Below are 23380 nucleotides of genomic sequence, written 5' to 3' on the forward strand. Positions count from 1 at the left end.
AGTGACCGCCATGTTGATCGACGTCATCGGCCCGGCAGGGCGGGAGCCAAGCTGGCGTGAGCGCGCTCTCTGCGCCCAGACCGGGCCCGATTTCTTCTTCCCCGAGGCAGGCGGCTCCACGCGGGAGGCCAAGCAGGTCTGTCTGGCGTGCGAGGAGCGCGTCCCGTGCCTGGAGTACGCCCTCGCGAACGACGAGCGTTTCGGCGTCTGGGGCGGCCTCTCCGAGAACGAGCGGCGAAGGCTCCGCCGCGGCTGACGCCGAAACGATTTGGTGGGACGGCCCGGAGCGCGTAAGGTCGTGTTCACCGACGCGGGGTGGAGCAGCTCGGTAGCTCGCTGGGCTCATAACCCAGAGGTCGCAGGTTCAAATCCTGTCCCCGCTACTCCGACAGCAGGCCCGGTGCTCAGGCACCGGGCCTGCTGCTTTTCCGGCACCCGGAGGGCGCCGGAACCTGGCCCGGAACGGATGCCCGAGCCGCCGGGCTTCGTGCCGGGCCCCGGCCGGGCGGCCCCGGCGTACGGTCCGCGCCGCGCGGCGCTCACCGCGTGCTCGTCCCCTGGCCGCCGTCGTCACCGGGCCGGGCCGGGTCGTACGGATCGGCTCGCCGTCCCCCGCCGGGGTCTTCGGGGGTCTCCGTTGCCGGGAACGACGGAGGTCCCGCCCGACGGCTTCCCGGGCGGGACCTCTCTCGGCGGCGTCGCCGGTGCGGCGCCGTGCGGTCTCCCGTCAGGCGGAGGCGGCCCGGGCGGCGCGGCGGGCGAGCAGGGCCTCACGGCGCTCGTCGAACTTGGTCGCCTGGTCGTTGAGGCCGCCCATGAACAGGCCCAGCTCCTCCTGGGCCTTCAGCCCCTCGGGGCCCAGCCCGGAGATTTCCAGGACCTTCAGGAAGCGGAGGACGGGCTGCAGTACGTCGTCGTGGTGGATCCGCAGGTTGTAGATCCCGCCGATGGCCATCTGGGCGGCCGCGCGCTCGAAGCCGGGCATGCCGTGACCGGGCATACGGAAATTGACGACGACATCACGAACGGCGCACATGGTCAGGTCGGGGGCGAGCTCGAAGGCCTTCCCGAGGAGATTGCGGTAGAAGATCATGTGGAGGTTCTCGTCGGTGGCGATGCGCGCCAGCATGCGGTCGCACACCGGGTCGCCGGAGTGGTGTCCGGTGTTGCGGTGCGAGATGCGCGTCGCGAGCTCCTGGAACGCCACGTACGCGACCGAGTGCAGCATGCTGTGCCGGTTGTCGGACTCGAAGCCCTCCGACATGTGCGACATACGGAAGCGCTCCAGCTCCACCGGGTCGACGGCCCGTGAGGTCAGCAGGTAGTCGCGCATGACGATGCCATGGCGCCCCTCCTCGGCCGTCCAGCGGTGCACCCAGGTGCCCCAGGCGCCGTCGCGGCCGAAGAGCGTGGCGATCTCGTGGTGGTAGCTGGGGAGGTTGTCCTCGGTGAGGAGATTCACCACCAGCGCTATCCGGCCGATGTCGCTGACCTTGGACTGCTCGGGAGCCCAGGCCTCGCCCTCCATCACGCCGTCGAAGTTCCTGCCGTCGCTCCACGGCACGTACTCGTGGGGCATCCACTCCTTGGCGACCTTCAGATGCCGGTTGAGTTCGGCTTCGACGACCTCTTCCAGCGCATAGAGCAGCCGGGCGTCACTCCATTCCTCGGAACCGACGAGAGGGGCAGGGGCGATGGACAAAGCGGCTCCTGGTCTTACGGGGACGATGGAACACCTACGTATCCGTAGGTTACGAGCCCGTAGGTTAAACCCCGGTAAGTCCATGGCCAAGGGTCGGGGAAGGGCATCCCGATTCCTCCCGCTATGCGTAGAGGCCCCGGAGCCGTACCGAGAGGCATGTGACGCATCCCTCCAGCTTCTCGAACTCTCCGATGTCGACCGGGCACGGTTCGTAACCGAGACCGGCGAACAGCTCGGCGCTCTTCGGCGCGCTCGCCGCCATCAGCAGCCTCCCGTCGCCGAGCAGCACCACATGCGCGCCCGACGCCTCCGGCACCGGCAGGAAGTGGGGAAACACCGACGGTTCGTCGACGAGGGGCGGGTATCCGACGACCGTGCCGTCCGGCAGTGCCGTCACCGCGGACTTCAGATGGAGCACCTGGCTCACCGGGACCGCGATCACCCGCGCGCCCAGCGGTTCGAAGGCCGCCCGCAGTTGCTGCACCCCGGCGGCGTTCGTGCGCCCGCCCCGGCCCACATAGATCGTGTCCCCGATCTTGAGGACGTCCCCGCCGTCGAGTGTGCCCGGCTCCCACACCCAGTTGATCGAGCAGCCCAGCCGGGCCACGGCCTCCTCCACCGCCACGGTCTCCGGCTTGCGGGAGTCGGCGCCGGGGCGTGCGATCAGCGCGACATTCCGGTGGACGACCACCGTGTCCTCGATGAAGACGCTGTCCGGGCAGTCCGCGGCGGGCTCGACCTCGAAGGGCTCCCAGCCGTGCGCCAGCAGTGCCTGCACGTAGCCCTCCCACTGGCTCAGCGCGAGGGCGGCATCGACCGGCGACCGGTCGATATGGGTGACGAGTCCTTCCGCCAGGCGGGGGCTGGGGCGGCGGATCAGCGCCTTCTTGCTGGGCACGGTGGGGCTCCCTCGAGATCTGCGGACGGCGTCCTACGACCCCCATCCTGGACGCGGCCGGGCAGTTCCTCCAGGGCCCCCACCACCCGGCGCTGTTCACACCTCCCCGGGATCCAGCGGTGACAGCTCCCCGTCCAGCCGTACCCAGCGGGTGATCCCGATGCCGCGCAGGAACGGCACGTCGTGGCTCGCCACGATCAGGGCCCCCTCGTACGACTCCAGGGCGACGGTCAGCCGCCGGACCGACGCCATGTCCAGGCTGTTGGTCGGCTCGTCGAGCATCAGCAGCTGCGGCGCGGGCTCGGCGAGCAGCAGCGCGGCCAGCGACGCCCGGAACCGCTCCCCGCCCGACAGGGTGGCCACGGGCCGGTCGGCCCGTGCACCCCGGAACAGGAAGCGGGCGAGCCGCGCCCTGATCCGGTTGTCGGTCGCGGCCGGCGCGAAGCGCGCGACGTTCTCCGCGACGGTCAGCCGGTCGTCGAGGACATCCAGCCGCTGCGGCAGACAGCGCAGCGGTACGTGCGCCAGCGCTTCACCGGCCACGGGTTCCAGCTCGCCGGTGATCGTCCGCAGCAGCGTCGACTTGCCCGCGCCGTTGGGCCCGAGCAGGGCGATCCGCTCCGGGCCGCGCACCTCGAAGCCGGCGACCCGGGCGCCGTACGGCAGCTCCAGCTCCCGCAGCGTGAGGACGCTCCGGCCCGCCGGGACGGCCGTGTGCGGCAGGTCGACACGGATCTCGTCGTCGTCCCGCACCGCCTCCACGGCCTCGTCGAGCCGCTCCTTGGCCTCCTCCAGCTTCTCGGTGTGCATGATGCGGTGCTTGCCCGCGGAGACCTGGGCCTCCCGCTTCCGCGCGTTCATCACGACTCTCGGCTCGCGCTTGGTGTCGTACATCTTCTGGCCGTAGCGCACCCGCCGGGCCAACTTCACCCGGGCTTCGGCCAGTTCCCGCTTCTGCCGCCTCACATCCGCCTCGGCGGCGCGTACCGTCCGCGCGGCGGCGTCCTGCTCCACGGCGAGTGCCTCCTCGTACGCGGAGAGGCTCCCGCCGTACCAGCGGACCTCGCCGTCCCGCAGATCGGCGATCCGGTCCACCAGCTCCAGCAGTTCACGGTCATGGCTGACGACGACCATCACCCCGGACCAGGACGCGACCGCGTCGTACAGCCGCCGTCTCGCCTCCAGGTCCAGATTGTTGGTCGGCTCGTCGAGCAGCAGGACGTCCGGCCGGCGCAGCAGCAGTGCCGCCAGCCGGAGCAGTACGGACTCGCCGCCCGAGACCTCCCCGATGGTGCGGTCCAGGCCGATGTGGGCCAGACCGAGCTGGTCGAGGGCCGCACGGGCGCGCTCCTCGACGTCCCAGTCGTCGCCGACGGCGGTGAAGTGTTCCTCGCTCGCGTCGCCGCGCTCGATGGCGTGCAGCGCGGCGCGGGTGTGGGCGATGCCGAGGGCCTCGTCGACCCGCAGGGCGGTGTCGAGGACGAGGTTCTGCGGCAGATAGCCGGTCTCGCCGGTGACCCGGACGCTTCCCGCGGCCGGAGTCAGCTCCCCGGCGAGGAGCCGCAGCAGCGTCGACTTGCCCGCGCCGTTGAGGCCGATGAGTCCGGTCCGCCCGGGCCCGACGGCCAGGTCGAACCCGTCCAGCACGACGGTCCCGTCGGGCCAGGCGAAGGAGAGTCCGGAGCAGCGGACGGATGATGCGTCGGAATGAGCCATACAGGCCTCCCGGTAGCTCGAAGTGATCTGGCATCACGGGAGACACCGGGAACGTGGCGACGACGGAAGGCCCCACCGAGGGGCGGAGGACGGCTCATGGCCGAGGTCGCACACGGCTCACGCGCGCAACGCTGCGGAGCACGGTGTCCCAGAACCTCAGACGAGCAACGTCCTTCTCCGTTCGGCGACGACAAGGGCCGGGAACGACCGTACGCACACGGCCGTCCACCGGCAACGCCTTTTCACACGGGCCGTCAGGCCTCGCGCAGCAACGCGGCCAGATCCGCGTCCACATCCAGCTCCAGATGCTCATTCCCCGCGGGCACCAGCACATACGACCGCTGCAGGAAGCGGCGCAGATCGGCGGACTCCATCCGCACCATCGCCGTCCCGACGGCCGCGTGGAACTCCATCACCGTCGCGCCGGCCCCGAAGGGCCGTACGTGCACGTCCCCGTCGCCCGTCGGCGCCTCCAGCCCCGCGGCCAGCAGATCCCGCGCGAAGACCCACGCCACGTCCGAACCCACCAGCGAGGCACGCGGAGGGAAGCAGACCCGGACGGCGAGCGGATCGTCGCGCCGGTAGCGCAGGACCGCCGGAATGTCCTGCACCTGGGCCTCGGCGGTGATCAGGCCGGCCTGGACGGCTTGGTGAATGACAGGGGACAACGCCTGACTCCTCGCGCTCGTGCGTTCCGTGTCGCTGCACCTGGTGAGACGACGGAGCGGACGGTTCCGTGCATTCGCGGGGTGAGTGACGTCGGTCACGGACCGGAAGCCGTCCCGCGCGGGTGCGGAGAAGCGGCCGCGCCACCGTGCCCCGCGCCCGTGACCGGGGCACTCGGGGCGCCATCGCTCAGGTCCGCCTGAGTACGGGCACTCATGTGGGGGGCGCGCGGCCGGGACCACGATGGGCCCATGAACAAGATCACGTACCGGGAACACTCCCTCCTCGAAGGCGCGGTCCTGGCCGTGTCGGCCGTCGCCGCGCTGGTCTGGCTGGTCTCCATGGTCGTGACCATCGTGGTGTGGGCCTCGGCGACCTGATAGGACAGCCCCATGGCAAGGACTGGTGGGCAGTGGCCGGGCTCCGAGGCGGCGGCGGTCGCCGAGCAGCAGCGGCTGCGCGGACTCGTCGACCTGGAGAGCGCGGGCCCGGTGCCGGGATCGTCCGGCAGAGTCGCCGGCGTGGACGTGGCGTACGACGAGGACACCGACCGGGTCGCGGCAGCCGCGGTCGTCCTGGACCTGGAGACCCTCGAGGTCGTGGAAGAGGCCACCGCCACCGGCCAGGCCTCCTTCCCGTACGTCCCCGGGCTGCTGGCCTTCCGTGAACTCCCCCCTGTCCTCCAGGCGTTGGAGAAGCTGGCCACCCCGCCCGACCTGGTGGTGTGCGACGGCTACGGCATCGCGCACCCGCGCCGGCTCGGACTCGCCAGCCACCTCGGCGTCCTCACCGGCATCCCGTCCTTCGGCGTGGCGAAGACACCCTTCTCCTTCTCCTACGAGCCGCCGGACGCGGCGCGCGGGGCATGGACGCCGCTGGTGGACGGCGGTGAGGTCGTCGGGCGGGCGTTGCGCACCCGGGACGGGGTGAAGCCGGTGTTCGTCTCCGTCGGCCATGCGATCGGTCTGGAGCACGCCTGCGCCCACACCCTGCGGCTGACCCCGCGCCACCGGCTGCCGGAGACCACGCGCCGCGCCGACGCGCTGTGCCGCCGCTCCCTGGCCGCCGCGCTCGCCGGCTGAGCCCGGCGTACGGTGGGACGCATGGACCCCCTGCCCGCGCCGGTCGCCGAGACGCCGGTGATGTTCGGCGCGCCGGGACCCGCCGGGGAGTTGCTGCCGTGGGAGTGGGCGTACGGCCGGCTGGTCGCCTCCCGCACGTACTGGATCGCCACGACCCGCCCCGACGGCAGTCCCCACACCCGGCCCGTCTGGGCGGTCTGGCTGGAGGGCGGTCTCTGGTTCAGCACCGGCTCGGTCGCCCGGCGCAACCTCCCCGCCAACCCCGAGATCACCGTTCATCCGGACGACGGCGACCGTCCGGTGATCGTGGAAGGAACCGGCGAACGGGTCGTGGAAGCGGGGCCCCTGGACCGGTTCGTGGCCGCGTACAACGCCAAGTACGCCTGGGACCTGACAGCGGCGGACGGGGGCGTCGACGTCGGCTCCGGGGTCGTGGGCCCGGTCTTCCGGGTGCGGCCGCGGCGGGTCTTCGGCTGGGACACCGGGATGCGGGCCCCCACCCGGTGGCGGTTCCCCGGCGCGTAGGCTCGGGATCATGTTTCTACTCGAGCTGTCCTACACCGCACCCGTCGACGAGGTCGACGCACTCCGCGCATCCCATCTGGAGTGGGTGAACGAGCAGTACGAGGCCGGGGTGTTCATGGTCTCCGGGCCCAAGAAGCCACGGGACGGCGGTGTGATCCTCGCTGTCGGGGACGACCGCGACCGGATCGAGGCGATCGTCGCCAGCGACCCCTTCGTCCAGGAGGAGGTCTGCGGGTACCGCATCACGGAGTTCACCGTGACCAGGACGGCTCAGGGGCTCGAGGAGCTCCGCCAGCAGCCGGTGAGCTGACACGGGGCGCCCGCCGATGGGTGGGGGGCGCGGCGGGTACGTGGCGCCCCCGGGCGCGGGGGACGGGCGCCCGAGGGGCGTGGGCACAGCCGCGAGCTGGACGCTCCGCGCGTCGGACGGGGCCGTACGGGGGGTGGCCGGGCCGGGGCTGGACGCTCCGCGGGTCGGACGGGGCCGTACCGGGGGGTGGCCGGGCCGGGGCTGGACGCGGCGGCCGCCGGAGCGGGCCGTCGGCGGAGGTTGCCGGACCGGGACGTACCTGGCGGGCGACTGGTCGTCATCTGGAGGGCGGCCGGCCGTCGGGCCGGGGCTGCGCCCGGGGGACAGGCGAGCCGCCCTCTCAGCCCGCTTCGCCCAGCACCCGGAACGTCATCCCCGCGGCCCTCAGCCGGGTGATGAGCGCCTCGCCCATGGCCACCGCGGTCGTCACCTGGCCCCGCGCCTCCGGAAGCTCGTCGAAGGCCAGACACAGCGCCGATTCCGCCAGTATCTTCGACGTCTCGTCATAGCCCGGGTCGCCTCCCGCCACCTCGGTGACCACGCGCCGGCCGCCCCCTTCACCGACGAAGCGGACCGTGAACCAGCTGCGCGCCCGCCGCTCCGGGCCCGGCCCCTCGCCCGGCTTGCGCCGCGCCGACAGCCACCGCCGGGCCCAGGGGATTTGGGCCAGCGCGGCGAGCGCACCGACACCCACGACCCCGCCCACGGCCATGGGCAGCCACTTCACCGCCGCGTAGTGCCGATAGCGGAAGTCCGGACCGTACCGCGCCAGAGCGGCCGCCGACCGGGCCACGATCTGCGGGTCGATGGTCGGTAGCGGCAGCGCCCAGGCCCGCACCGCCCGGCTGCGGCGCGGCGCGGGCAGCGGCGCACGCACCCGGCGCCCCGCCTCCGGGGCCGCGCCCGCTCCCGCCGCAGTACGCACTCCCGCCGCGGCACGCGCCCCCGGGCGGGACTCGCTGCGTCCGCGCGCCCGGGCCGCGCGCACCATGGCCACAGGCCGGGACAGCACGGTGAGCGCGGAGGCGAACGTCCCGCCGGAGAAGGTCGCGTTCGACCGTACGAATCCGTCGATCCGCAGCGGTAAGCCGTCCGGCAGCTGCCCGACGGTGAAGTAGACCCCCAAGTCGTGCGGAACCGAGTCGAAGCCGCACGCGTGGACCAGCCGGGCCCCGCTCTCCCGCGCCCGCCCGTCGTACCGCAGATACATCCGGTCGACGAACTCCGGCTCCCCGGTCAGGTCCGCGTAGTCGGTGCCCGCCTCGGCGCAGGCGGCGACCAGGGGCTCGCCGTAGGTGGTGTACGGACCCACTGTCGTGGCCACCACCCGGGTCCCGGCCGCGACCCTCCGCAGCGCCTCCGGGTCCGTCGCGTCCGCCTGGAGCAGCGGCAGCGTCGCGCAGGATGGGTTCAGCTCGACCAGCCGGTCCCGCAGCCGTTCCAGCTTCGCCGTGCTGCGGCCCGCCAGCGCCCACCGGCAGTCGGCGGGGGCGTGCCGGGCGAGGTACTCGGCGGTGAGTCCGCCGGTGAAGCCCGTCGCGCCGAACAGCACGATGTCGTAGGTTCGCTTCCCCACAGATCAGCCTTCCGTCGCCCTCATCCACAGCCGGCACGCCCGTCACCCGAACGCCACACACCCCGTCGGATCACTCACGCGGTCCCGCGGGCCCCTGAACCGCCCCGGACCGGCCACGCCCCGCCCCGTTCCCTCAAGTTACGCAACGGTAGGTAGTCCCGCATCCGAGGTCAACACGCCCTGCGGGCCACGCCCGGCCGGGTCTTGACGCGGCGTTGCGGCTCGGGCACTGTCAGGCTCAGGACATGGGACGTCCAACGTCCAAGTCATCCGCACTTCTTGATGCTTGTCGGAAAGTTGGAGCCGTCATGCCCCTCCCCACCCCCCTGTCCGGTGTCGTCCCCCCGCTGTGCACACCGCTCACCCCCGGCGGCGACATCGACGTCCCCTCCCTGCGCGCACTGGCCGAACGCCTCATCGGCGCCGGTGTCACCGGCCTGTTCGCCCTCGGCTCCAGCGGCGAGACCGCCTATCTCAGCGACGCCCGGCGCCGTACGGCCCTCCGTACGGTGGTCGAGGCGGCCGCCGGTCGTGTCCCCGTCCTCGCCGGGGCGATCGATATGACCACCGCCCGCGTCCTGGACCACGCCCGCGCCGCGGCCGGCCTCGGCGCCGACGCACTCGTCGTCACGGCCCCGTACTACACCCGGACCCACCCCCTCGAGATCGCCGGCCACTTCCGCCGCATCCGCGAGGCGGTGGACCTGCCGCTCTTCGCCTACGACATCCCGATGGCCGTGCACACCAAGCTGCCGTCCCGGACCGTCCTCGAACTCGCCGCGGACGGCACCCTCGCCGGGCTCAAGGACAGCAGCGGGGACGACGGAGCGCTGCGCCGCCTCCTGGTCGAGCTGCGCCGCCGCGGTCTCGACGCCACCTTCTCCGTGCTGACCGGCTCGGAGCTGACCGTCGACGGCGCACTCCTCGCCGGCGCCCACGGGGTCGTACCGGGTCTGGGCAATGTCGACCCGGAGGGATATGTACGGCTCTACGCGCACGCCCGCGCCGGCCGCTGGGCCGACGCGGCGGCCGAACAGGACCGGCTCGCGGCGCTGTTCGCCATCACCGATGTGGGGGACGAGGCCGTCATGGGCCGCAGCTCCTCCGCGCTCGGCGCCTTCAAGACCGCCCTCCATCTGCTCGGTGTCATCGACTCCCCGGCGACCGCGGCCCCCCAGGTACCGCTGGGCGATGCCGCCACCAAGTCCGTGTGCCGGCTGCTGGAGGACGGAGGCCTGCTGTGACCGCATTACCCCCCGCAGCGCCGGGGCGCTGGTACCGCGAGATATCCGGCCGTCAGTGGAAGGCGATGTTCGCCGCCTGGGCCGGCTATGTCCTGGACGGTTTCGACTTCGTGCTCATCACGCTGGTGCTCACCGAGATCGCCGACGACTTCGGGCTCGGCACCGTGCAGTCGGCGAGTCTCGTATCCGCCGCCTTCATCACCCGCTGGCTCGGCGGCGCCCTGCTGGGCGCGATGGGCGACCGCTACGGCCGCAGGCCCGCGATGGTCGCCAGCATTCTGCTCTACTCGCTCGGCACGTTCGCCTGCGGCTTCGCCTGGGGCTACACCAGCCTGTTCGTCGCCCGGCTGCTGATCGGCATGGGGATGGCGGGGGAGTACTGCGCCAGCGCCACCTACGTCCTGGAGAGCTGGCCGACCCGGCTGCGCAACCGCGCCTCCGGCTTCCTGATCTCCGGTTACGCCGTCGGTACGGTCATCGCCGCCGAGGTCTACCAGTGGGTCGTACCCGCCCTGGGCTGGCGCTGGATGTTCTGGATCGGCATCCTCCCGGTGCTGGTCGCGCTCTGGGTGCGGCGCACCCTGCCCGAGGCCGACGACTGGAGCGCCGAGGTGGGGGCTGCCGGGGGCCGGCCGCACCCGTTCCGGCCGCTGTTCGCCGGACGTGGCCGGGCGGCGGTGAACACGGTGCTCACCCTGGTCGCCTGTACGGCTCTCTTCTGCGTCTTCACTCCGGCCGGGGCGGGGATGGTGCCCGCTCTTTCGGGAGCGGCCGCGGCCTGTCTGATCGCCTTCGCGGTGCAGCTGGGCGGCCGCAGGGGCTGGGTGCTGTATGTGGCGCTGATGGTGACGGTCTTCTGTGCCTTCCTCTACAGCTGGCCGATCCAGGCCCTGCTGCCGACCTATCTCAAGACCGAGCTGGGGTACGCCCCGGAGCAGGTCGCCGACGTCATGTACTACGCCGGGTTCGGCACCATGTGCGGCTGCTGGCTCGCGGGATTCGTCGGCGACCGGCTCGGCACCCGCCGGGCGTACGCCGTCACGCTGACCGCCTCGCTCGCCTTCGTCTTCCCCGTCTTCGCGGTGCGGGACAGCCTGGCCGGGCTCGGCGCGCTGCTCTTCTGCCTGCTGGCGCTCAGCCAGGGCATCTCCGGCATTCTCCCCAAGTACATCGCGGGCCACTTCCCGACGGCGACACGCGCGGCCTCCCTCGGATTCGTCTACAACACCGGGGCGCTGGGCGGCGCCGTCGCTCCGGTGCTGGGCGCGCACCTCGCGGAAGGCATGCCGCTGGGCCGGGCGCTGGCCGTGCTCGCCTTCGGGCTGACCACGGTGGTGATCGTGCTGGTCGGCGGCAACATTCCGCACCGGCTGCATGCGCTGACCGACGGTACGGCCGAGGAGGACCACCTCGTGCTCGCGCCGATGCCGGTGTCGGTGCCAGGGCCTAGCGTGAGCGGTGCCGGCCGTTCGACCGAGGAACGGACCGGCTGACCGGCGTGCCGACCGACTCCGGAGGACAGATGGCCGCGGCGAAGGACGCACTCAAGGGTCCGCTGAGGGTGCGGGAGAAGGTCAGGGAGTTCGCTCTCGGGCTGCCCGGCGCGATCGAGGAGTTCCCCTGGGGCGAGAGCGTCATCAAGGTCAACAAGAAGGTCTTCGTCTTTCTGGGCGTCGACGACGGCAGTTATCCGCCGGGCATCACGGTCAAACTCAAGGACGACGCGGTCCATGAGCACGCGATGTCGGCTCCCGGCGCCGAGCCGGCGGGCTACGGTCTGGGGAAGGCCGGATGGGTGTCGGTGCCGCTGGCGGAGCGGGGAGCCCCGGAGGCCGAGCTGCTCTGCGACTGGGTGGAGGAGAGCTATCGGGTGATCGCCCCCAAGCGCCTGATCGCCGAGCTGGACGGCGACTGACGTCAGGAGGCGCCCGGCGCGGCGTACGGACCGCGGCGCACCGCGGATGCGGCGGCCCCGTGGTGGCCGCCGCCATCCGCGTTTCACGCCGCCGGGGCTTGTGCGAAGTGGAACACGTTCTTAGCATCACTGATGTTACATCACATGTGTCATATACCTGGGGGCTTGATGGGAGCGTCAGGGAGCGGTCCGCTGGCCGGGGTGCGCGTCGTGGAGCTGGCCGGTATCGGCCCCGGCCCGTTCGCTGCCATGCTCCTCGCCGATCTCGGTGCCGATGTCGTACGCGTCGACCGGCCGGGCGGTGCCGGGCTGAACATCGACCCGGCCTATGACGTCACCAACCGCAACAAGCGCTCCGTACTGCTCGATCTGAAGTCCCCGGACGGCCCCGCGGCCGTACTCGACCTGGCCGAACGCGCCGATGTGCTCCTCGAGGGCTACCGCCCCGGCGTCGCCGAACGCCTCGGTGTCGGCCCGGACGCGTGCCTCGCCCGCAACCCGCGGATGGTGTACGGCCGGATGACCGGCTGGGGGCAGGAGGGCCCGCTCGCCGACCGGGCCGGCCATGACATCGGCTATATCGCGATCACCGGGGCGCTCGGCATGATCGGCCGGGCCGACGAGCCGCCCGCCATCCCCGCGAACCTCCTCGGGGACTACGCCGGCGGCTCCCTCTACCTGGTCATCGGGGTTCTGGCCGCCCTCCAGCACGCCCGTGCCACCGGCACCGGCCAGGTCGTCGACGCCGCGATCGTCGACGGCACCGCGCATCTGACCGCGATGATCCACGGAATGATGGCGGCGGGCGGCTGGCAGGACCGCCGCGGTGCGAACCTCCTCGACGGCGGCTGCCCCTTCTACGGCACCTACGAGACCGCCGACGGCGGCCATATGGCGGTCGGCGCACTGGAGCAGCGCTTCTACGACGAGTTCGTCCAGCTGCTCGGGATCGCGGACGCGGCGCCCGCGCGCATGGACTTCGACCGCTGGGAGGAGCTGCGCGCTGCCGTCGCCGCCCGCTTCAGGACCCGTACACGCCACGAGTGGACGGCCGTCTTCCAGGACTCCGACACCTGCTTCGCACCAGTGCTCTCCCTGCGCGAGGCTCCCGCCCATCCGCACCTCGCCGCCCGCGGCACCTTCACCGACCACGCCGGCATCACCCAGCCCGCCCCCGCCCCGCGCTTCTCCGCCACCCCCGGCGCCGTACGCCGGCCGCCCGCCCGGCCCGGCGCGGACACCGCCGAGGTGGCCCGCGACTGGGAGGTTCCGCGGCTCGCCGGGCAGGAGGAGCTGTGACGCCCCGGACGGTCACCGCTGGGCACGACGCCTTCCGTGGGACCGCCCGTCCGTGCCCGACGATCCACCGCGAAACCACCGGGACCATGACGGAGATCGCCGGCCGTTCTCCGCTCGACCGCCGCTCCCCGCTGGATCGAACCTCCGCCCGTGACGGGCGAACCGGATCTCCTCATGCTGCGAAAGGCTTGATGTGAACACCGAAGCGTATGTGTACGACGCCATCCGCACCCCGCGGGGGCGCGGCAAGGCCAACGGTGCGCTGCACGGCACCAAGCCCGTCGACCTCGTCGTCGGGCTCATCCACGAGATCCGCCGCCGCTTTCCCGAGCTGGATCCGGCGGCCGTCGACGATGTCGTGCTGGGGGTCGTCAGTCCGCTCGGCGACCAGGGCTCCGACATCGCCAAGGTCGCCGCCATCGCAGCCGGTCTGCCCGACACGGTCGCCGGCGTTCAGGAGAACCGGTTCTGCGCCTCCGGTCTGGAGGCCGTCAACCTGGCCGCCGCGAAGGTGCGTTCGGGCTGGGAGGACCTTGTCCTCGCGGGCGGTGTCGAGTCGATGTCGCGCGTCCCGATGGGCTCCGACGGCGGCGCCTGGGCCATGGATCCGATGACGAGCTTCGAGACCGGTTTCGTCCCGCAGGGCATCGGTGCCGACCTCATCGCCACGGTGGAGGGCTTCACCCGGCACGATGTGGACGCGTACGCCGCCCAGTCGCAGGAGCGCGCGGCGGAGGCGTGGAAGGACGGACGCTTCGCCCGCTCGGTCGTCCCCGTCCGGGACCGCAACGGCCTCACCGTTCTCGACCGCGACGAGCATCTGCGCCCGGGTACGACCGCGGAGAGCCTGGCGGGGCTGAAGCCGTCCTTCGCCACGATCGGCGAGGCGGGCGGCTTCGACGCCGTGGCCCTGCAGAAGTACCACTGGGTCGAGAAGATCGACCATGTCCACCACGCGGGGAACTCCTCGGGCATCGTCGACGGCGCGGCCCTCGTCGCGATCGGCAGCCGGGAGGTGGGGGAGCGCCACGGGCTCACCCCACGCGCCCGTATCGTCTCGGCCGCTGTCTCCGGCGCCGACCCGACCATCATGCTCACCGGCCCCGCGCCCGCCTCCCGCAAGGCGCTCGCCAAGGCGGGTCTGACCATCCACGACATCGACCTCGTGGAGATCAACGAAGCCTTCGCCGCGGTGGTGCTGCGCTTCGCCCGCGAGATGGGCCTGAGCCTGGACAAGGTCAACGTCAACGGCGGCGCCATCGCCCTGGGCCACCCCCTCGGCGCGACCGGCGCGATGCTCCTCGGCACCGTCATCGACGAGTTGGAGCGCCGCGATCAGCGGTACGGCCTGGTCACGCTCTGCGTGGGCGGCGGGATGGGCATCGCCACCGTCGTCGAACGCCTCTGACCCGTCCGTCCATCCCCCTTACGGAGCACACCACATGAGCGAGTCCACCACCATCCGCTGGGAACGGGACGAGACCGGCGTCGTCACCCTCGTCCTCGACGACCCCGCCCAGTCCGCCAACACCATGAACCAGGCCTTCACCACCTCCCTCACCGCGGTCGCCGACCGCCTCGAGGCCGAGAAGGACTCCACCCGGGGCGTCATCGTCACCTCCGCCAAGAAGACGTTCTTCGCGGGCGGCGACCTCAAGGACATGAGGAAGGCCGGGCCCGAGCGGGCCCGGCAGGTCTTCGACACGGGCATGGGCATCAAGCGCGACCTGCGCCGTCTGGAGATCCTCGGCAAGCCCGTCGTCGCCGCCCTCAACGGCGCCGCGCTCGGCGGCGGATACGAGATCGCGCTCGCCTGTCACCACCGCGTCGCCCTCGATGCGCCCGGCTCAAAGATCGGCCTGCCCGAGGTCACGCTCGGCCTGCTGCCCGGCGGCGGCGGAGTGGTTCGTACGGTACGGCTGCTCGGCATCACCGACGCCCTGCTGAAGGTCCTGCTCCAGGGCACGCAGTACCCGCCGCGGCGGGCCCTGGAGGCCGGACTGATCCATGAGGTCGTGGACTCGCGGGAGGAGCTGATCGCACGGGCCCGTGCTTTCATCGACGCCCACCCGGAGGCACGGCAGCCCTGGGACACCGAGGGCTACAAGATCCCGGGAGGGACCCCCGCGCACCCGGCGTTCGCGGCCAATCTCCCGGCCTTCCCCGCCAATCTGAAGAAGCAGGTGAACGGCGCGCCCTACCCGGCTCCGCGCAATATCCTCGCGGCGGCCGTGGAGGGTGCGCAGGTCGACTTCGAGACCGCGCAGACCATCGAGGCGCGCTACTTCACCGAGCTGGTCACCGGCCCCATCGCGAAGAACATGATGCAGGCGTTCTTCTTCGATCTCCAGGCCGTCAACTCCGGTGTCAGCCGGCCGTCGGGCATCGAGCCCCGCACGGTCCGCAGGGTGGCGGTCCTCGGCGCGGGCATGATGGGCGCGGGCATCGCGTACTCCTGCGCCAAGGCGGGTATCGAGGTCGTCCTCAAGGACGTCTCCCCGGAAGCCGCCGAGCGGGGCAAGGCGTACTCAGCAGGTCTGCTCGCCACAGCGCCGGCGCGCGGCCGTACCACCGAGGCGGAGCGGGACGCGCTGCTGGCCCGGATCACGCCGACCGCCGATCCGCAGGACCTCGCGGGCTGCGACGCCGTGATCGAGGCGGTGTTCGAGGACCCGGCCGTCAAGCGCAAGGTCTTCCAGGAGGTCGAGGAGGTCATCGCGCCCGACGCGCTGCTCTGCTCCAACACCTCCACCCTCCCGATCACGCTGCTCGCCGAGAGTGTCCAGCGCGGCCAGGACTTCATCGGTCTGCACTTCTTCTCGCCCGTCGACAAGATGCCGCTGGTGGAGATCATCAAGGGCGAGCGGACCGGCGACGAGGCCCTGGCCCGCGCCTTCGACCTGGTCCGGCAGATCAAGAAGACGCCCATCGTCGTCAACGACTCACGCGGCTTCTTCACCTCGCGGGTCATCGGCCACTTCATGAACGAGGGTGTGGCGATGGTCGGCGAGGGCGTGGACCCGGCGTCCGTCGAACAGGCAGCGGCCCAGGCCGGTTACCCGGCGAAGGTGCTGTCCCTGATGGACGAACTCACGCTCACGCTGCCGCGCAAGATCCGGGAGGAGTCGAAGCGCGCCGTGGAGGAGGCGGGCGGGGTCTGGGAGCCGCACCCGGCGGATGCCGTCATCGACCGGCTGATCGACGAGTTCGACCGTCCGGGCCGCAGCGGCGGCGCGGGCTTCTACGACTACGAGGACGGCAGGCGCACCGGTCTGTGGCCGGGCCTGCGCGAGCACTTCACCAACCCCGAGGGCTGCGTGTCCTTCGAGGACATGAAGGAGCGGATGCTCTTCGTCGAGGCGATCGACGCCGTCCGCTGCCTGGAGGAAGGAGTGCTGACCTCCGTCGCCGACGCCAACATCGGCTCCATCCTGGGCATCGGGTTCCCCGGCTGGACGGGCGGCGTTCTGCAGTACATCAACGGTTACGAGGGCGGTGTCCCGGGCTTCGTGGCCCGCGCCCGGGAGCTCCAGGAGGCGTACGGCGACCGCTTCGCGCCTCCCGCTCTGCTGCTGGAGAAGGCGGAGCGTGGCGAGACCTTCCACGACGCCTGACCGCGGACGCGTTGACCGGGCCCGGGCGGGCCGGGACATGAGTCCCGGCCCGCCGGCGCGGACGCCTCGGGCGGTGCAGCGGGCGGCTCAGCGGCTCAGGGGCGCGGGCGCGTGAACCAGAACGTGGAGGGCCGCTGGGCGAGCATCACGATGATGACGATCCCGCACGCGATCTCGAGCAGACCGGCCGGCTGGCGCTGGCCCAGGGCGCCGAGACCGAAGAGGACCATCAGCGAGGCGAAGACGATCGCCGTGACCTTCGCGCCGTTGCCCGACCGGCCGAAGCAGAGGGCACAGATGAAGCCGCCGATCACGGGAAGGTTCGCGCCGATCACCTTCCCCGCCGCCTCGGCCCCGACGGCCGCCCCCGCGACGAACACGCCGATGACGACGAGCCCGGCGAGGACGAACGACAACACCTGGGCGGTGCGGACCTGGCCCGGCATGGCCATCGGAACGGCCGGGTAGCCGCCCGGCCCCGGCGGGTACGGCGCGTAGGCCCCGTACCCGGGCTGCTGAGGATACGGGTAGGGCTGATGGCCCCCGGGTGGCGGCGGGGCACCGTAACCACCCGCCTGGGGAGCACTCCAACCGGGCTGCTGCTCATACGACATGGCCGTAGGCTATCCGACGTCTGTTCGAGGCGGGTCGCGCGCCGGGCCTTCGCGGCCGCCGCTCCTGCCGTGTGCCACCGCCGGCCGCGGGTGACCTCAGCCGCCGCCCTTGCCGAGCCAGGTCCGGAGCTCCTCCTTCATCGACCGCTGGAAGGCGGTCACCAGCGCCTGGACCACGAGCGGCTGCATATGCGCCGACAGGGACCTGGTCCGCGCCACCCGCTCCGGATCGGGCGCCCCCTCCCCGGACGGCTCCCCCACCTCCTCCCGGAAGAGGCGGCTCAGCTCGCGGGCCGCCGAGCGGGTGTGCTCCACCATGACCGTACGGGCCGCGAGGATCGCCTCGGGCGAGATCGGGACGTCCAACAGCCGTATGCCCAGGGGGAGAAGGGCTGCGTCGGTCTGGAAGACCGCGGGGTCGTCGGTCCGTACGAGGACGCTCATCGCCGTGAGCCGGTCCAGGTCCTCGTCCGACAGAGCGCGGCCCATGCGCCGCTCCAGCCGTTCGCGCGTGATCTCCTCCGCGCGGTCCGGCACCCAGGAGGCCACGAGTGCGCGGTGGATGGCCAGGTCATGGGCGCTCAGGTCCGACGGGAGCTGCTCCAGATAGCGTTCGATGGCGGCCAGCGTCATGCCCTGGTGCTGAAGCTCCTCGATCAGCGCGAGCCGGGAGAGGTGCTCATGGCCGTACCGGCCGACGCGGCGCGGGCCTATCGCGGGCGGGGGCAGCAGACCGCGGGTGCTGTAGAACCGGACCGTACGGACGGTGACCCCGGCGCGCGCCGCCAGCTCGTCGACCGTGAGGGCGAGCTCCCCGGGGCGGGCGTCCGGGGTGGTCTGCTGGGTCATCGGCTGTGCCCCTCTCTGCTGCACCGAACCAGTTCAACAGTATTGCTGTCTCACCGCCGATGTGAAACCTTCTCCGCCGTCCTCGCGGGCTCCCCGCCGCACCCCGAATCGTGTCGAGGGCCGCCCCGGCCGTCGCCCGGAGAGGGGTGGCGGAGGCGGGGGTGATCGCGGAGAGCGATGATGGAGGGGTGGTCACCGCACATCCGGACAGAGCCTCCCGCAGTGCCGGGCCCCCCGAGCCGCCGCCGGCCGGCGGCATGCTGTGGAGCGTCGCGGGGGAGATCCGGTCGGTGATGGCGCTGCCCGCCGCACTCACGATGCAGGTCGCGCACCCCGCCGTCGGCGCGGGCGTGGACGACCACTCCGTCTTCCGCACCGACCCCTGGGGCCGCGCCGAGCGTTCGCTGGCGTCCGTGCAACGGTGGGTCTACGGCGGCGAGGCCGCAGCGGAGGAGGGACGCCGACTGCGCAGGCTGCACGGGGCCATCCGGGGTACGGACGCCCACGGTCGCCCGTACCACGCGCTCACCCCCGCCAACTACACCTGGGTGCACGCCACCGGCTTCCCCGTCTACCGGCACGCGCAACGCATGCTCGGCCGCCGGCCGTACACCGAGGCGCAGGAGCACCGGCTGTACGCCGAATGGCTTCAGGTCGGCCGGGTTCTGGGCATCGACGACCGCGATGTGCCGCAGACCGTCGAGGAGTTCTGGCCGTACTACCGGCAGCGGCTGGGGGAGCTGGAAGCGACGGTCGTCGTACGGGAGCTGGTCGCCACCGATGTGCCCGTACCGCCGCCCGACCGGGGCCCGCGGCCGCTGCGCCGTGCGGTGCGTGCCGTCTGGCCGCTGTTGCTGCCGCCGCTTCTGCGGGTGCGCCGCTTCCTCACCATCGGGCTGATGCCGCCGGACGCCCGTGAGGCGATCGGCCTGGAGTGGAGCGCCCGGCAGGAGCGCCGGCTGCGCCGCCTCGGAAGGGTCGTGAGCGTGGTGGTGCCGCTGCTGCCCGAACGGCTGCGCTATCTGCCGTACGCGCGCGAGGCCCGCCGCGCCCTGAGGCGCGGCGGGCGGTGAGGCGTCCCGGGTGATCCCTTACGGCGTCGGGCCGTGCGTCGGCCCGGACACGGCGAGCCGTGACGCGCGGCCGCCGTGCGGCAGGGTCTGGTGCGGGCGTGCGTCAGGTCCGGATGGTTCTTATGCGATCGGGCCCCACGCGGCCGGATCTCAGCGGTGGCTGCCCGCGCCGTGCCCGTGGTCGTGCACGGTGTCGGTCGCGCTGATCTTCTTCCAGGACCGCGGCTCGGCGGGGGTCGGTTCCTCGCCGAGCCCGTGCCGCGCCGCGGCGGGTGCGGCCGGCTTCGCGGCGGTGTAGAGCCAGGTCTCGAAGAGGTCCGCCAGCGGCTTGCCCGACACCTTCTCGGCGTACCGGACGAAGTCCGCGACCGAGGCGTTGCCGTACGCGTTCTGCTGCGGCCAGCCCTTGAGGATCGCGAAGAAGTCCTTGTCGCCGATCTCGTTGCGCAGCACCTGGAGGGTGAGGGCGCCCCGGTCGTAGACCGCCAGGTGGAACTGGTTCTCCGGGCCCGGGTCGCCGGGCCGGACCTTCCAGAACGGGTCGTCGGCCGGGTACTGCGCATAGACGTGGTCCGCCAGCTCCTGGCCGGTGCCCTCGCCCTCCTTCTCCGACCACAGCCACTGGGCGTAGCGGGCGAAGCCCTCGTTGACCCAGATGTCCTTCCAGCCCTTGACCGAGACGCTGTCCCCGTACCACTGGTGGGCCAGCTCGTGGACGACCACGGAGACGTTCGCGCCCTTGGCGAACTGCGCGGGGCTGTAGAAGGGCCGGGTCTGCGTCTCGAGCGCGTAGCCCGTCTTCGTGTTGGGGACGTAGCCGCCGAGTGCGTTGAACGGGTACGGGCCGAAGACCTCGGTCAGCCATTCGGCGACCTCGGGCGTGCGCTCGATGCTGGCCCGCGCCGCACCGGCGTTGTCGCCCAGGTCCTTGCTGTAGGCGTTGAGGACGGGCAGGCCGTCGGCCGTGGTGCCGGTGGTGATGTCGAACTTGCCGACGGCGAGGGTGGCGAGATAGGTCGCCTGCGGCTTGTTGGAGCGCCAGTTGTAGCGGGTCCAGCCCAGCCGTGAGGACTGCGAGGCCAGCACGCCGTTGCTGATGGCCTGGGTGCCGTCGGGCACCGCCACGGAGATGTCGTAGGTGGCCTTGTCCAGCGGGTGGTCGTTGCTGGGGAACCACCACCAGGCGGACTCGGGCTCGTTGGCGCCCACACCGCCGTCGGGAGTACGGAGCCAGGACGTGAAGCCGTCGACCTTCACCTGGGACGGGGTGCCGGAGTAGCGTACGACCACGCTGATCCGCTGGTCCTTGGCGAGCGGTGCGGCCGGGGTGACCTCCAGCTCATGGGCGCCGGACCGGGTGAATGCCGCCTTCCTGCCGTCGACCCGTACCTCGCTCACATCGAGGGCGAAGTCGAGATTGAAGCGCGACAGCGCCTGGCTGGTGGTGGCGAGCAGCGTCGCGGTGCCGTCGAGGCGGTCCGTCGTCGGCTGGTACTTCAGACGCAGGTCGTAGTGCGAGACGTCGTATCCGCCGTTGCCGTAGTCCGGGTAGTAGGGGTCGCCGAGGCCCGGGGCGCCGGGCGCACCCTCCTGCGAGGTGGCCGTCGCCGCTGATGCCGGGATCGCCAGCAGCAGGCAGGCGGCGAGTGCGCTCGGAGCAAGAAGTCTGCGGTGCACGAGTCCTCCAACTCGTCGGGGTGAAGGAGCGGTTCGACACTATGCGGCACGGGGGGCGAAGGCATGTCCAGGGCCACGCTTGTCGCAAGATCGCCATGCCGGGGACACGGTCCTACCGGGGACGCCGTCCTGCCGGGGCCCGGGCCCCGGCGGCCGGGGCCGGCGGGGCGGCGGAGCACGGTGGTGCGACCCCGGAGATCCCTGCCGGCCATGCCCGGCCCGCGTACCGCAGCACCCGGCGCAGAACGGGCGGGCGAGGAGACCGCCGACGCCTGACACCGCCGGCCGGTGAAGGATGTGAACGCGAAGAACGGGTCGCCGGCGTGCGTCGGGGGGTGTCGTAGACCTTCGCGTACACGACGGTCAGCTTGTTGGCCAGGGCCCGGGTACCGCTGGAGGAGGGTAGGGGCAGCTAGGGCGTGTTTCGAAAGTCCCTCCCCCAGACTCCGTCCGGGAGGTGCCCCCAGGCTCGCGACGCCTGGCACGCACGCTCGCTGCGTTGTCGGGCTCGTCCGAGTACGCCCAGTACGAGGACGACCTCCCCCAGCCTCCGGCCGGGGGTACCCCCACCGCCTTGCGATCGCACGCACCTGGGGGCACCGCCCAGCGGTAGCCGGGGGAGCCGCGGACCCCGCCCTTCGGGCGGACGGCGCTACTTGCGAAACACGCCCTCCAGTGTCGCATCAGGCAACATTCGCCCTCTGAGTGGTGGGCAGGCGGGCGCAGTGACGGCAGGCACGGGCGGAAGCTGCTACTGCGGCGTGCGAGGCGGCGGCGAGCATGCCGGCGAACGTGAGCAGTGGCCACTTCGTGGCCAGGGCGGAGGCGGTGGCGAGCGCGAGCGTTGTGACCGCCATGGCAGCGCTGGCGGTGGTACCGGCCCAGGCGACCACGAGCGGCAGCCGATGCGGCGTGGGCAGCCGGCGGGCGAGGGCCCCGGTAGCGGCCAGCGTCGCTGCGGCGAGCAGCGCGGCGACGGTCGCAACACCGGCCAGATGAACGGCCAGCAGTTGAGCCGTGCGCGGCAGCAGCCCGGCCTGATCGTGGTTGGCGGTCCAGGCCAGGTACCAGCAGGCGATCAGGAAGGGGGCTGTGAGGGCGACGGCGCGGGCGGTGTGCCGGGCCTGGGCGATGGTCAGTTCCCGTTGGCAGCTCGGCACGAGCTCGTCGATGGTCCCGAACTCCCGGACTGCTTGGTGGGCGGCGTGTTGGTAGGGCATTCCTTCGCTGGTGTGGGCCGCAGCCGTGTCCGCGAGGCCGTCGCGTATCTCCTCGACCATCCGGGACTTGGCCCGGGCCGGTCCGTGCAGGGCGGCTGTCAGGGCCGCCACGTACTCCTCGATGAGGTCGGTTTGCCGGCCGGTGGCGTTCACGTGGCCAGCCCGGGCGGTGTGGCGGGGTTCAGGACCGAGCCGATCGCTGCGGTGAACTCGCTCCACGCCGTCCGCTCGCTGGCCAAGGTGCGCCGTCCCGCGTCGGTGAGCTCGTAGCACCGACGACGCCGTTCGCCGGCAGATTGCCAACTGCTGCTCAGCAGTCCGAGCCGCTCCAGCCGGTTCAAAGCCGGGTAGATCGTGCCGGTGCGCAGCTCGAGTACGCCCCCGCTGCGGCGTTGGACCGCGGCGATGATCGCGTAGCCGTGCAGCGGCCCCGGCTCAAGCACGGCCAGCAACAGTCCATCCAGGTGTCCTCGCACCGCATCCGCCCTCATGGGTAGGCAGTCTACCCAAGATTGCCGTAGGTAGGGTATGTATTGGTAGCCAATATATTCGAGCTCTGCCTTGGAGGCGCCCGCAGTGACCAAGCTGCTGTTGTCCGTACACGTCCTCGCCGCGATCCTGGCGATCGGGTCGATCACCGTGGCCGCCTCGATGTTCCCGCGCTATGCGCTGCGGGCATCCAGTGGCGAGGAGCAGGACGGCCGATCCGCCGGGATCGCCACACTTCTGCACCGAATCTGCCGCGGCTATGCTGTCGCCGGTCTCGCCGTCCCGGTGTTCGGGATAGCCACCGGCGCCCAGCTCGGCGTCCTCACCGACGCCTGGCTGATCGCATCGCTCGCACTGACCGCGATCGCCGCGGCCCTCCTCGCATGGGCCATCCTGCCCGGTCAGCAGCGCCTGCTCGCCTTGGCCCAGGACGTGCCCACCCAGGAATCAGCGCGTCCCACGGCGACCCGCCTGACGATGCTCACCGGCATCTTCAACGTCCTCTGGACGATCGTCGTCGTCCTGATGATCGTCCGCCCCGGTTCCACCACGGGTGCGTGATTCCGGTGCGCACCCTGCGGATCGCGGCCGGCGCCGAAGCCGTATCTCTCGCGATCCTGCTGGGCAACCTGCTCAGCACGCACACGCAAGCGATCGCGGCGCTCCTCGGCCCGTTGCGCGGCACCGCCTACCTCGTCGTCATCGCAGCCACGTGGATGATCCCGTCGGTCACCCCGCCCGGGGCCCGATGGCGCGTCCTCATCCCGTGGAGCACGGGTGCGGCGTGCAGGCGAGGCAGTGCGGCATGGATGTGGTGGACGTGGCCGGCCGGCGGAGGGGTGACAACCGGCTGATGACCCGTCAGGCCGACGGGCGTGTCGGCGAAGTGGTGCGGTCCGGTCTCAGCCGAA

The 23380-nt window shown here is 71.9% G+C and carries 24 protein-coding genes and 1 tRNA gene; 15 read left to right on the plus strand and 10 right to left on the minus strand.

Annotated features, from left to right (window positions below):
- Positions 1–10 precede the first annotated feature (10 nt).
- Together ACTWQE_RS07040 and ACTWQE_RS07045 are read left to right on the plus strand one after the other, a co-directional pair.
- On the plus strand, positions 11–256 hold the full coding sequence (locus tag ACTWQE_RS07040) for a WhiB family transcriptional regulator (protein ID WP_443327934.1): 246 nt from the start codon (positions 11–13) through the stop codon (positions 254–256).
- Between the two features lie 53 nt (positions 257–309).
- A tRNA-Met gene (locus ACTWQE_RS07045) sits at positions 310–383 on the plus strand.
- Positions 384–727: 344 nt separating this feature from the next.
- On the opposite strand, the gene ACTWQE_RS07050 is transcribed toward ACTWQE_RS07045, so the two are convergent.
- The 4 genes from ACTWQE_RS07050 to ACTWQE_RS07065 form a co-directional block, all read right to left on the minus strand.
- Entirely contained in the window at positions 728–1702 is a 975-nt protein-coding gene (locus ACTWQE_RS07050; protein WP_443327935.1) for an acyl-ACP desaturase, read from the minus strand.
- 121 nt (positions 1703–1823) lie between these two features.
- Positions 1824–2600 (minus strand): dimethylargininase, encoded by a 777-nt coding sequence (gene ddaH / locus ACTWQE_RS07055; protein ID WP_443327936.1) that lies wholly within the window; start codon positions 2598–2600, stop codon positions 1824–1826.
- A 96-nt stretch (positions 2601–2696) separates the two neighbouring features.
- Positions 2697–4316 (minus strand): ABC-F family ATP-binding cassette domain-containing protein, encoded by a 1620-nt coding sequence (locus ACTWQE_RS07060; protein WP_443327938.1) that lies wholly within the window; start codon positions 4314–4316, stop codon positions 2697–2699.
- Positions 4317–4570: 254 nt separating this feature from the next.
- Positions 4571–4984 (minus strand): SsgA family sporulation/cell division regulator, encoded by a 414-nt coding sequence (locus tag ACTWQE_RS07065; protein ID WP_443327939.1) that lies wholly within the window; start codon positions 4982–4984, stop codon positions 4571–4573.
- A 249-nt stretch (positions 4985–5233) separates the two neighbouring features.
- Here ACTWQE_RS07065 and ACTWQE_RS07070 point away from each other — a divergent pair, with 249 nt between their 5' ends.
- Genes ACTWQE_RS07070 through ACTWQE_RS07085 form a run of 4 tightly spaced genes read left to right on the plus strand, consistent with a single transcriptional unit; the run spans position 5234 to position 6899 of the window.
- Positions 5234–5362, plus strand: coding sequence for a hypothetical protein (locus ACTWQE_RS07070; protein WP_443327940.1), 129 nt, complete (start codon positions 5234–5236; stop codon positions 5360–5362).
- 12 nt (positions 5363–5374) lie between these two features.
- Positions 5375–6064 (plus strand): endonuclease V, encoded by a 690-nt coding sequence (locus ACTWQE_RS07075; protein WP_443327941.1) that lies wholly within the window; start codon positions 5375–5377, stop codon positions 6062–6064.
- A 21-nt stretch (positions 6065–6085) separates the two neighbouring features.
- The gene (locus ACTWQE_RS07080; protein WP_443327942.1) at positions 6086–6589 is read left to right on the plus strand and encodes a pyridoxamine 5'-phosphate oxidase family protein; all 504 of its coding nucleotides are present in this window, start codon (positions 6086–6088) and stop codon (positions 6587–6589) included.
- A gap of 10 nt (positions 6590–6599) precedes the next feature.
- The gene (locus tag ACTWQE_RS07085) at positions 6600–6899 is read left to right on the plus strand and encodes a YciI family protein (protein ID WP_443327943.1); all 300 of its coding nucleotides are present in this window, start codon (positions 6600–6602) and stop codon (positions 6897–6899) included.
- A gap of 340 nt (positions 6900–7239) precedes the next feature.
- Here ACTWQE_RS07085 and ACTWQE_RS07090 read toward each other — a convergent pair whose 3' ends face one another.
- Positions 7240–8475 carry a saccharopine dehydrogenase family protein gene (locus ACTWQE_RS07090; protein WP_443327944.1) on the minus strand — a complete coding sequence of 412 codons (1236 nt, stop codon included), beginning with the start codon at positions 8473–8475 and terminating at the stop codon, positions 7240–7242.
- 308 nt (positions 8476–8783) lie between these two features.
- Between ACTWQE_RS07090 and ACTWQE_RS07095 the strand changes: the two genes are divergently transcribed.
- From ACTWQE_RS07095 to ACTWQE_RS07120, 6 genes are all read left to right on the plus strand, one after another.
- On the plus strand, positions 8784–9719 hold the full coding sequence (locus ACTWQE_RS07095) for a dihydrodipicolinate synthase family protein (protein WP_443327945.1): 936 nt from the start codon (positions 8784–8786) through the stop codon (positions 9717–9719).
- Between the two features lie 65 nt (positions 9720–9784).
- Entirely contained in the window at positions 9785–11212 is a 1428-nt protein-coding gene (locus ACTWQE_RS07100) for a sialate:H+ symport family MFS transporter (RefSeq protein WP_443327980.1), read from the plus strand.
- A 29-nt stretch (positions 11213–11241) separates the two neighbouring features.
- Positions 11242–11634: an MmcQ/YjbR family DNA-binding protein gene (locus ACTWQE_RS07105; RefSeq protein ID WP_443327946.1), complete on the plus strand. Its 393-nt coding sequence runs from the start codon at positions 11242–11244 to the stop codon at positions 11632–11634.
- A 168-nt stretch (positions 11635–11802) separates the two neighbouring features.
- Positions 11803–12933 (plus strand): CaiB/BaiF CoA transferase family protein, encoded by a 1131-nt coding sequence (locus tag ACTWQE_RS07110; RefSeq protein ID WP_443327947.1) that lies wholly within the window; start codon positions 11803–11805, stop codon positions 12931–12933.
- A gap of 193 nt (positions 12934–13126) precedes the next feature.
- Entirely contained in the window at positions 13127–14341 is a 1215-nt protein-coding gene (locus tag ACTWQE_RS07115) for an acetyl-CoA C-acetyltransferase (protein ID WP_443327948.1), read from the plus strand.
- A 34-nt stretch (positions 14342–14375) separates the two neighbouring features.
- On the plus strand, positions 14376–16547 hold the full coding sequence (locus ACTWQE_RS07120) for a 3-hydroxyacyl-CoA dehydrogenase NAD-binding domain-containing protein (RefSeq protein ID WP_443327949.1): 2172 nt from the start codon (positions 14376–14378) through the stop codon (positions 16545–16547).
- A 95-nt stretch (positions 16548–16642) separates the two neighbouring features.
- Here ACTWQE_RS07120 and ACTWQE_RS07125 read toward each other — a convergent pair whose 3' ends face one another.
- Together ACTWQE_RS07125 and ACTWQE_RS07130 are read right to left on the minus strand one after the other, a co-directional pair.
- Positions 16643–17161, minus strand: a complete 519-nt coding sequence (locus ACTWQE_RS07125) for a hypothetical protein (RefSeq protein ID WP_443327950.1) — start codon at positions 17159–17161, stop codon at positions 16643–16645.
- 96 nt (positions 17162–17257) lie between these two features.
- A complete protein-coding gene (locus tag ACTWQE_RS07130; protein WP_443327951.1) occupies positions 17258–18010 on the minus strand; it encodes a MerR family transcriptional regulator in 753 nt (250 codons plus the stop codon).
- Between the two features lie 257 nt (positions 18011–18267).
- Between ACTWQE_RS07130 and ACTWQE_RS07135 the strand changes: the two genes are divergently transcribed.
- A complete protein-coding gene (locus ACTWQE_RS07135) occupies positions 18268–19083 on the plus strand; it encodes an oxygenase MpaB family protein (RefSeq protein ID WP_443327981.1) in 816 nt (271 codons plus the stop codon).
- A 150-nt stretch (positions 19084–19233) separates the two neighbouring features.
- Here the strand turns inward: ACTWQE_RS07135 and ACTWQE_RS07140 are convergent, their stop codons facing one another.
- The 3 genes from ACTWQE_RS07140 to ACTWQE_RS07150 all read right to left on the minus strand — a co-directional run bounded on the left by ACTWQE_RS07140 (position 19234) and on the right by ACTWQE_RS07150 (position 22471).
- Positions 19234–20760 (minus strand): M1 family metallopeptidase, encoded by a 1527-nt coding sequence (locus tag ACTWQE_RS07140; protein WP_443327952.1) that lies wholly within the window; start codon positions 20758–20760, stop codon positions 19234–19236.
- 683 nt (positions 20761–21443) lie between these two features.
- The gene (locus tag ACTWQE_RS07145) at positions 21444–22133 is read right to left on the minus strand and encodes a permease prefix domain 1-containing protein (RefSeq protein WP_443327953.1); all 690 of its coding nucleotides are present in this window, start codon (positions 22131–22133) and stop codon (positions 21444–21446) included.
- A complete protein-coding gene (locus tag ACTWQE_RS07150; protein WP_443327954.1) occupies positions 22130–22471 on the minus strand; it encodes a PadR family transcriptional regulator in 342 nt (113 codons plus the stop codon). Before ACTWQE_RS07150 ends, ACTWQE_RS07145 begins: the two co-directional genes overlap by 4 nt.
- An 85-nt stretch (positions 22472–22556) precedes the next feature.
- Between ACTWQE_RS07150 and ACTWQE_RS07155 the strand changes: the two genes are divergently transcribed.
- Positions 22557–23030, plus strand: a complete 474-nt coding sequence (locus ACTWQE_RS07155; protein WP_443327955.1) for a hypothetical protein — start codon at positions 22557–22559, stop codon at positions 23028–23030.
- Positions 23027–23323 carry a DUF3817 domain-containing protein gene (locus tag ACTWQE_RS07160; RefSeq protein ID WP_443327956.1) on the plus strand — a complete coding sequence of 99 codons (297 nt, stop codon included), beginning with the start codon at positions 23027–23029 and terminating at the stop codon, positions 23321–23323. Before ACTWQE_RS07155 ends, ACTWQE_RS07160 begins: the two co-directional genes overlap by 4 nt.
- Positions 23324–23380: the final 57 nt, after the last annotated feature.

Source organism: Streptomyces sp. 8N706, from assembly GCF_052245415.1.
Taxonomy (GTDB): Bacteria; Actinomycetota; Actinomycetes; order Streptomycetales; family Streptomycetaceae; genus Streptomyces.

Excerpts from the sequence above, each read along its gene's own strand:
- ACTWQE_RS07150 (WP_443327954.1), bottom strand. The coding sequence starts at position 22,471 with ATGAGGGCGGATGCGGTGCGAGGACACCTGGATGGACTGTTGCTGGCC.
- ACTWQE_RS07130 (WP_443327951.1), bottom strand. The coding sequence starts at position 18,010 with ATGACCCAGCAGACCACCCCGGACGCCCGCCCCGGGGAGCTCGCCCTC.
- ACTWQE_RS07135 (WP_443327981.1), top strand. The coding sequence starts at position 18,268 with ATGCTGTGGAGCGTCGCGGGGGAGATCCGGTCGGTGATGGCGCTGCCC.
- ACTWQE_RS07080 (WP_443327942.1), top strand. The coding sequence starts at position 6,086 with ATGGACCCCCTGCCCGCGCCGGTCGCCGAGACGCCGGTGATGTTCGGC.
- ACTWQE_RS07110 (WP_443327947.1), top strand. The coding sequence starts at position 11,803 with ATGGGAGCGTCAGGGAGCGGTCCGCTGGCCGGGGTGCGCGTCGTGGAG.
- ACTWQE_RS07100 (WP_443327980.1), top strand. The coding sequence starts at position 9,785 with ATGTTCGCCGCCTGGGCCGGCTATGTCCTGGACGGTTTCGACTTCGTG.
- ACTWQE_RS07085 (WP_443327943.1), top strand. The coding sequence starts at position 6,600 with ATGTTTCTACTCGAGCTGTCCTACACCGCACCCGTCGACGAGGTCGAC.
- ACTWQE_RS07125 (WP_443327950.1), bottom strand. The coding sequence starts at position 17,161 with ATGTCGTATGAGCAGCAGCCCGGTTGGAGTGCTCCCCAGGCGGGTGGT.
- ACTWQE_RS07105 (WP_443327946.1), top strand. The coding sequence starts at position 11,242 with ATGGCCGCGGCGAAGGACGCACTCAAGGGTCCGCTGAGGGTGCGGGAG.
- ACTWQE_RS07095 (WP_443327945.1), top strand. The coding sequence starts at position 8,784 with ATGCCCCTCCCCACCCCCCTGTCCGGTGTCGTCCCCCCGCTGTGCACA.
- ACTWQE_RS07120 (WP_443327949.1), top strand. The coding sequence starts at position 14,376 with ATGAGCGAGTCCACCACCATCCGCTGGGAACGGGACGAGACCGGCGTC.
- ACTWQE_RS07075 (WP_443327941.1), top strand. The coding sequence starts at position 5,375 with ATGGCAAGGACTGGTGGGCAGTGGCCGGGCTCCGAGGCGGCGGCGGTC.
- ACTWQE_RS07060 (WP_443327938.1), bottom strand. The coding sequence starts at position 4,316 with ATGGCTCATTCCGACGCATCATCCGTCCGCTGCTCCGGACTCTCCTTC.
- ACTWQE_RS07070 (WP_443327940.1), top strand. The coding sequence starts at position 5,234 with ATGAACAAGATCACGTACCGGGAACACTCCCTCCTCGAAGGCGCGGTC.
- ACTWQE_RS07040 (WP_443327934.1), top strand. The coding sequence starts at position 11 with ATGTTGATCGACGTCATCGGCCCGGCAGGGCGGGAGCCAAGCTGGCGT.